We start from the raw sequence: 8,225 nt of genomic DNA, 5'->3' as shown, positions 1-8,225 counted from the left end.
CCTTGCGCGACAGCCTGCGCGAAGCGCTGAAGGCAGGCTTGCCGGACTACATGGTCCCGGCGCACCTGCTGCTGCTCGACCAACTGCCGGTGACGCCAAATGGCAAGCTGGACCGCAAGGCCCTGCCACAGCCGGATGCCAGCCAGTTGCAGGGTGAATACATCGCCCCGCAAACCGAGCTGGAGCAGCAGATTGCGGCGATCTGGGCAGATGTGCTGAAGCTGGACAGGGTGGGTCTTGACGACAACTTCTTCGAGCTGGGTGGCGATTCGATCATCTCGTTGCAGGTGGTCAGCCGAGCACGCCAGGCAGACATACGCTTCACACCCAAGGAGTTGTTGCAGCATCAGACCGTGCAAGGCCTGGCCGCGGTTGCCCGGCGCAGCGAAACACGGGAGCTGGAGCAGGGCGAGGTCAGCGGGCCTCTACCACTGATTCCGGTGCAGCGCTGGTTCTTCGAGCAGGCGCTTGAGGCACGTGACCACTGGAACCAGTCGTTGCTGCTTGAACCTGGTGAAGCACTGGATGCGCGCTTGTTGAGCGCTGCACTGGCCAACCTGCATGCACATCACGACCTGTTGCGGCTCAATGCCTGGCACCAGGACGAGCATTGGCACGCCTCGATTGGCGCGCCGACATCGGCCGAGCTGCTGTGGGTACGCGCATGCGCCGATGCGGAAGACCTGGCCCATCTGGCTGACCAGGCCCAGCGCAGTTTGAACCTGGCACAGGGGCCATTGCTGCGCGCCGTGTTGGCCACGCTCGCAGACGGCAGCCAGCGGTTGTTACTGGTCATTCACCATCTGGTGGTGGATGGCGTGTCCTGGCGTGTTCTGCTCGAAGACCTGCAGCAGGCCTATCAGGCGCATGCCCTGGGGCAGCCCGTGAAGTTGCCGGCAAAAACCAGCGCGTTCAAGGCCTGGGCCGAACAGCTGCAGGCATATGCCGGCGACCCGGCGCTGCAGCGTGAGCTGCACTTCTGGCGCGATCAACTGCAAGGCAGCAGCGATGTCTTGCCGTGTGATTACCCTCACGGCGAAAACCGGCAGAAACACGCGGCGTCGGTCAGCACCCGGCTGGATTCGGCCTGGACCCGCAAGCTATTGCAACAGGCGCCGGCTGCCTACCGCACACAGATCAACGACCTGCTTTTGACGGCACTGGCCCGTGTCGTGAGCCGCTGGACCGAGCAGCCGCAAGTACTGGTGCGGCTTGAAGGCCATGGCCGCGAAGACCTGTTCGACGGCATCGACCTGAGCCGCACTGTGGGTTGGTTCACCAGCATGTATCCGGTCAGGTTGAGCCCGCAGCCTGAGTTGGCGGGCTCGATCAAGAGCATCAAGGAGCAGCTGCGCGCGGTGCCCAACAAGGGGCTTGGTTATGGCGTGCTGCGTTACCTGGGCAGCGCCGAAGCGCAGGAAACGCTGGCGGCTCTGGCCCAGGGCACGATCATCTTCAACTATTTGGGGCAGTTCGATGGCAGCTTCGACCAGCAGGCCAGCTTGTTCAAACCGGCCAAGGAGCACGCCGGGCCGAACCAGGATGAAAACGCGCCCTTGAGCGGCTTGCTGGCGCTCAATGGCCAGGTCTACGGCGGTGAGCTGATGCTGGGCTGGACGTTCAGCCGTAAGGTCTTCGACGCCGCGACCATCCAGCACCTGGCTGATGCGTATGCCGAAGAACTCAAGGCGGTGATCGAACACTGCTGCCAAGAGGATACCCGAGGCCTCACGCCATCGGACTTCCCGCTGGCCAGCCTCGATCAGGCGCAACTGGACCGCCTGCCAGTACCTGCTGCGCAAATTGCCGACATCTACCCGCTGTCGCCGATGCAACAGGGCATGTTGTTCTACACCCTGCAGGAGTCGGAAGCTGCGCTGTACATCAACCAGACATCTGTCGATGTGCACGGCCTGGACATTGATCGCTTCGTCGCTGCCTGGAACCAGGTGATTGCCAGCCATGACATCCTGCGCACGGCATTCCTGTCGTCAGCGCAATGGGCCGAGCCACAGCAGGTGGTGCAGCGTCAGGCCAGCCTGCCACTGCGCGTGATGGACTGGCGGGGGCGCAAGGTGGCCAGCGATACACTGCAGGCACTGGCTGCCGAGGACGCTGCCGAGGGCTTCGATCTGACCTGCGCGCCGTTGATGCGGTTGACCTTGGTCCAGCTGGATGAACAACGCCTGCACCTGGTCTGGTCACGTCATCACATCCTGATGGACGGCTGGAGCAATTCGCGCTTGCTAGGTGAAGTGCTGCAGGTTTATCACGGCCGCTCCGTCAGTCATGTGGGGGGACGTTTCGGTGACTACATCCGCTGGCTGGGTGAGCAACCTGTCGGCAAGCTGGAGCAGTTCTGGAGCGCAAAACTGCGAGCGCTGGAGGACCCGACGCTGTTGGCCGAGAGTGTTGCGCCACAGGCGGACGGCAAGCTTGTCGGGCATGATGCGCTGTACCTGCGCTGGGATGCGCAGCGTACGCAACAGCTGCGAGACCAGGCTCGGCGCCTGCGCGTCACGCCAAATACCCTGGTACAGGCAACCTGGCTGTTGCTGCTGCAACGCTACACCGGCCAGGACACCGTGTGCTTCGGCGCCACCGTGGCCGGGCGCCCCACCAGCCTGGCGGGTGCGGACGAGATGCTGGGGTTGTTCATCAACACGTTGCCGGTGGTACAGGCGCCACAACCCGAGCATATTGTCAGCGACTGGTTGCACCAGTTGCAGCACTACAACCTGGAGTTGCGGGACCATGAGCACGCGGCGCTGGCCGATGTGCAACGTTGGGCGGGGCGGCCTGGGCAAGCGCTGTTCGACAGCATCGTGGTATTTGAAAATTACCCGGTTGACGAGCGCCTGCGCGAAGGTGGGGGCGGTACGCTTCGCTTTGGCGAGGTGCGCAACCGTGACGTCACCAACTACGCCATGGACCTGGCCGTGCAGTTGGGCGAAACCTTCTCGGTAGAGTTCCTTTACCTGCGCAACCGCCTCACCGAAGCCGCCGCCGAGTGCTTGCGCGGCAGCTTCGAAAGCCTGCTGACCGCCATGCTGGGCAACCCGCAGGCCACGCTCGGCAGCTTGGGTATGCTGACCCCTTCACAGGTGCAGCACGCCGACCTTCGCAACCGGCTGGCGGCCCCGCAGGGCGAGCAGCCGTTGCTTGCCGAGTGCATTGCCCTGCATGCCCGTGAGCGCGGCGAAGCCTTGGCGGTAATCTGTGGTGCCCAGCAGTTGACCTACGCCCAACTGGACGCGCGTGCCAACCGCCTTGCCCACCAGCTTATTGCGCAGGGCGCATGCCCGGAAACCTGCGTCGGCATAGCCCTGGAGCGGTCGGTTGAAGTGATCGTGGCATTCCTGGCAGTCATGAAGACCGGCGCCGCGTACGTACCACTGGATATCGACTATCCACAGGAGCGCCTGCAGTGGATCGTCGAAGACTCCGCCATGCACCTGCTGGTCACCAGCAGTGGCTTGCGCCAGCGCTTTGCCCAGGTTGCCCAGTGCGTCGAACTCGACCGGCAGGAACTGGAGCACCTGCCAGCAGATGCACCTCAAGCGCTGGCATGTGCCGACAACCTGGCCTACCTGATCTACACCTCCGGCTCGACAGGCAAGCCTAAAGGCGTGGCGGTGAGCCACGGGCAGATCCGCATGCATTGCCAGGCAATCGCCAGATTGTATGAAATGGACGGGCAAACCCGCGAGTTGCTGTTCATGTCGTTTGCCTTTGACGGTGCTCAGGAGCGTTGGCTGTCGACATTGTCCTCGGGCGGTTGTCTGGTAGTGCGCGACAACAGGCTGTGGACAGCCGAAGAAACCTGGCAGACCTTGCATGCCCAGCGCATCGACATCGCCTGCTTCCCGCCGGCCTATCTGCAACAGTTGGCAGAATTCGCCGAGAGCCAGCAGCAAGCTGCGCCGGCAGTGCGGGTGTACTGCTTTGGTGGTGATGCAGTACCCGATGCATTGTTCGAGCAGGTCAAACGTTCGCTGCGCCCGCGCTGGCTGACCAATGGTTATGGGCCCACTGAAACCGTAGTCACACCGCTGCTGTGGAAAGTGCCTGCGCAAGAGACTTGCGGGGCAGTTTACGCGCCCATCGGTGAGCGGGTGGGTGAGCGCACGCTGCACGTGCTGGACCATAACCTCAACCCTTTGCCAGACGGTGTGGCCGGCGAGCTTTACATCGGTGGTGATGGCGTGGCGCGTGGGTATCATCAACGCTCGGCGCTCACAGCCGAGCGATTCGTTGCCGACCCGTTCGCCACCGGTGGCCGCCTGTACCGCACCGGTGACCGGGTGCGGCGCCGCGCCGATGGGGTTATCGACTTTTTGGGGCGGCTGGACAACCAGCTGAAAATTCGCGGCTTCCGCATCGAGCCTGGCGAAATCGAGGCTCGCCTGCGCAATCTGGCCGGCGTGCGCGATGCGGTGGTGGTGGCACGTGACATCAGCACAGGCAAGCAACTGATCGGCTACGTAGTAGTGGCCAGTTCCGACATCCGCGCCGAGCAGCTACGCGATGCCCTTCGCGCCGATCTGCCGGATCATATGGTGCCAGCGCAACTGGTGCTGATGCCCTCCCTGCCGCTCACTCCCAATGGCAAGATCGACCGCAATGGCCTCCCAGCACCTGAATTTTCCGCAGGCCAGGCGTGGGTTGCACCGCGCAATGCCGTCGAACAGGCGCTGGCTGATATCTGGCAGCAGGTACTGGAGGTGGAGCAGGTCGGGGTAGATGACAACTTCTTCGAGCTGGGTGGTGACTCTCTGCGCGTGCTCAAGATGTTGTCCAAGGTACGGGCTCGCGAAGATCTGCCGATCGAGCTGAAGCTGCGTGATGTGATTGCCCGGCCGACCATCGCCGAGTTGTCTGGCTATGCACCCAACGACACCAGCCTGGACCCACTGTTGTTGCTCAATAGCCGGCTGAATACAGGTACGCCGCTGTTCTGCCTGCATGCCGGGTTTGGCACTGTGTTCGATTACGAGCCGTTGGCACGCCAGCTGGAAGGCCGGTGCACGGTGTATGGCCTGCAATGCCGGATGTTGCTGGACCCCACCTGGGTGGACGATTCGCTCGATACCATGGCCATCGACTACGCGCAGTACATCCGGCAGAAACAACCCGAAGGCCCATATCAGCTGGCCGGTTGGTCGCTTGGCGGTACGCTGGCGGTGCTGGTGGCCCGGGAGCTGGAAAACCAGGGCCAGCGGGTATCGGTGCTGGCGTTGGTGGACAGCTTTGTGCCTTCGGCTGGTCAACATGTGCAGGAGAGTGACTGGGCGGCTGACCTGTGCGGCTTCCTGGCGGTGGTTCTGGGGGGGGCGGTTGACGCGCTGACTGTGCCGGCGGTACCGGCTGGGTGCAGTAACGAGGACTTGGAGCAGGTGATTCAAGCCGCCCGTGCTGCGCAGAAGGTGCAGTCGGCTTACGCCGAAATTGGCAACGCTGACCTGGCGCAGACCTTTGTTGTGGCCATGAAGCTCAAGGAACTGTCGTGCCAGTTGAACCCGTTACCGACTACCAAGGCCGCGGCAGTTTGCTGGTGGGCCGATGAGGCAGCGCACGCGGGGAGTATTGCCGGTAGCTGCCAGGACATCGGTATCAATGCCGGGCACTATGACATCCTTCAACAGGCAGAGGTGCTCGAGGGCGTGATTGCCAGGCTGTTGCTGGAAGACACCGTTAACCCGTAAACCCTGTGAATCCACGCAGAGGTGAGAAGGGGCCGCATTAGCGTAATGCCAGTCAGTTAAGCAATTGGGGCCGCTGTGCGGCCCATCGCCGGAAAGCCAGGCTCCCACAAGTACGGCGCATGGCTTGAGTTCGATGCGGTCGGGGTGGGAGCTGGCTTGTCGTGGCGACGAACCGCGGCGATGGGCTGCGCAGCAGCCCCATCAAGTTAAACAATTGGGGCCGCTTTGCGGCCCATCGCCGGCAAGCCAGGCTCCTACAAGTACGGCGCATGGCTTGAATTTGATGCGGTCGGGGTGGGAGCTGGCTTGCCGGCGATGGGCTGCGTAGCAGCCCCATCAAGTTAAGCAATTGGGGCGGCTTTGGGGCCCATCGCCGGTAAGCCAGGCTCCCACAAGTACGGCGCAGGCTTGAATTTGATGCGGTCGGGGTGGGAGCTGGCTTGTCGTGGCGACGAACCGCGGCGATGGGCTGCGCAGCAGCCCCATTAGCTTTAACTGACTGGCATTAGCCGCATTAGCGGCCCTTTTTTTGCGGCCTGCATGCCGGGCATGAAAAAGCGGCGCTTCCCGAGGGGGAGGCGCCGCTTTTCATTGGGGGGATCAGAAGTCGTAGCGCAGGTTCAGCGTCGCGTTTCTTGGTGCGCCGTAGTGGCCGTAGTTGCCGGCCAGGCCCGCGTAGTACTTCTTGTCGAACAGGTTTTCCACATTCAGCGTGGCGGCCAGGTGCTCGCTGATCTTGTAGCGGGCCATCAGGCTGGTCACGGCGTAGTCTTCCTGGGCGATGCGCGTGTTGTAACGGGTGGCCACTGACTGCTTGGAGTTCCAGTTAACGCCGCCACCGACGGTCAGGCGCTCCCACTCGCCCGGCAGGCGGTAAGTGGTCCACAGGCGGAATGTATCCAGCGGCAGTTGAGTGGTCAGGCGGGTGCCATTGGCATCCTCCGTGCGGGAGTGGCTATAGCCAGTATGCAGCTCCAGCCCGCGGGCCACTTCGCCGGACAATTCAAGGTCGAAGCCCTTGGTTTCTGCTCCGCTGACTGCGCGATAGGCGGTGGAGTTGGGTACGCCGGGGACAGCGAAACCTACGTCTTCTTCTGCAAGGTTGTCACGCTTGATCAGGTAGATCGCAGCGCTGGCATTCAGGCGGCCATTGTAGAACTCACCTTTCCAGCCCATTTCATAGTTTTGCCCGATAACCGGGTCAAGCACTTTACCGGTTCGGTCGCGGCTGGTCTGGGGCTTGAAGATATCGGTATAGCTGGCATACACCGATTGTTCGTCCGTCAAGTCGTAGATCAGGCCCGCATAAGGTGTTACCTCGCCGCGCTCCTGCAAATGGGTGGGGTTACCGGTGCCTGTGGTCAACACGACCTGGTCGGAGTCGGATCGATAACTGGTAGTGCGGGCACCGAGGATCATGTGCAGATCATCGGTGAAGTTGAGCCGGGTAGCGATGAAGTAACCGGTCTGGCGGATGAACAGGTCATAGTCCAGCAGCGGCGAATAACTGCCAGGCTGCGGCAAGCGGTTACCCCAGTTGTAGAAGTTGGCATCCACCGCCCCGGCCGTACCGGTGAAGTGGTTGTTCTCGTAATCCATGTAATCGAACCCGGTGACCAGCTCGTGGGTCTGGCCGAAGAGCTGGAACGGGCCCTGCAGGGTGACGTTGACGCCACGTTGTACCTGATGGGCATCCACCTCCAGGCGATCGAATGAGGCGTTGCCAGTGGCCTGGTCGAGGGTGGATACACCCGCGCCGGTACGATAGAACGCCGACAGCGAGTCGCGATCAACGTCCATGTAGTTGCCGGCCACTTTCAGCTGCCAGCCATTGCCAAGCTCCTGGTCCAGGCCAAAGGAGTAGTTCTTGGTGGTGTAGTCTTCGTACATCCAGCGTGGGCCGGAACTGGTGGAACGAGAGAAATGGGTGGGCTGGCCGTTGCTGAAGAACAACGGTACGCCCGGAGCGCCGTTGGCGTCGTAAGTCTGGTAATCCATGCCGAAACGCACGGTCGTGGTATCGGTGAGGTCTGCTTCCAGCACGCCGTACACCAGGTCGCGGTCCTGGCTGTACCAGTCCATGTAGCTCTGGTTGCTTTGCTTGGCTGCCACCAGGCGGCCACGCAGTTTGCCGCTTTCGATCAGCGGGCCGGAGACATCGGCCTCGGTGCGGTAGTAGTCCCATGAGCCGACACCGGCCTGCACATACGACTGGAACTCGCGCGTAGGGCGCTTGCGCACCATGTTGACCACACCGTTGGGTTCGCCGGCACCCGTCATCAGGCCAGTGGCGCCGCGGACGATTTCTATGCGGTCGAACATGGCCATGTCCATCAGCGTATTGGGCATGTTACGCGTCAGGTAGTCTTGTGTGGTATTCACGCCATCGAGCTGGTACGTGCTGATTTCCGAGCCGCGCGAGTAAATGTGAAAACGCTCGCCACCGTCCTGGGACATGGTGATGCCCGGGTTCTGCTTCAACACGTCGGTGATGCTTGCCAAGTGTTGGTCGTCCATCTG

Annotated in this window: 1 protein-coding gene and 1 pseudogene; one reads left to right on the top strand and one right to left on the bottom strand. The window is 62.2% G+C overall.

All coding sequences use genetic code 11. From position 1 onward, the window contains the following. Positions 1 to 5 precede the first annotated feature (5 nt). A pseudogene (locus HP546_RS21935) lies at positions 6 to 5,705 on the top strand (amino acid adenylation domain-containing protein); the annotation flags it as partial. Between the two features lie 600 nt (positions 5,706 to 6,305). Here HP546_RS21935 and HP546_RS21930 read toward each other — a convergent pair. Next, positions 6,306 to 8,225, bottom strand: a 1,920-nt coding sequence (locus HP546_RS21930) for a TonB-dependent siderophore receptor (protein ID WP_172229375.1), incomplete at its 5' end; no start/stop codon positions are given.

It is taken from the genome of Pseudomonas sp. CM25, assembly GCF_013179705.1.
GTDB lineage: Bacteria > Pseudomonadota > Gammaproteobacteria > Pseudomonadales > Pseudomonadaceae > Aquipseudomonas.
This window is presented reverse-complemented; position numbering and strand designations above follow the sequence as displayed.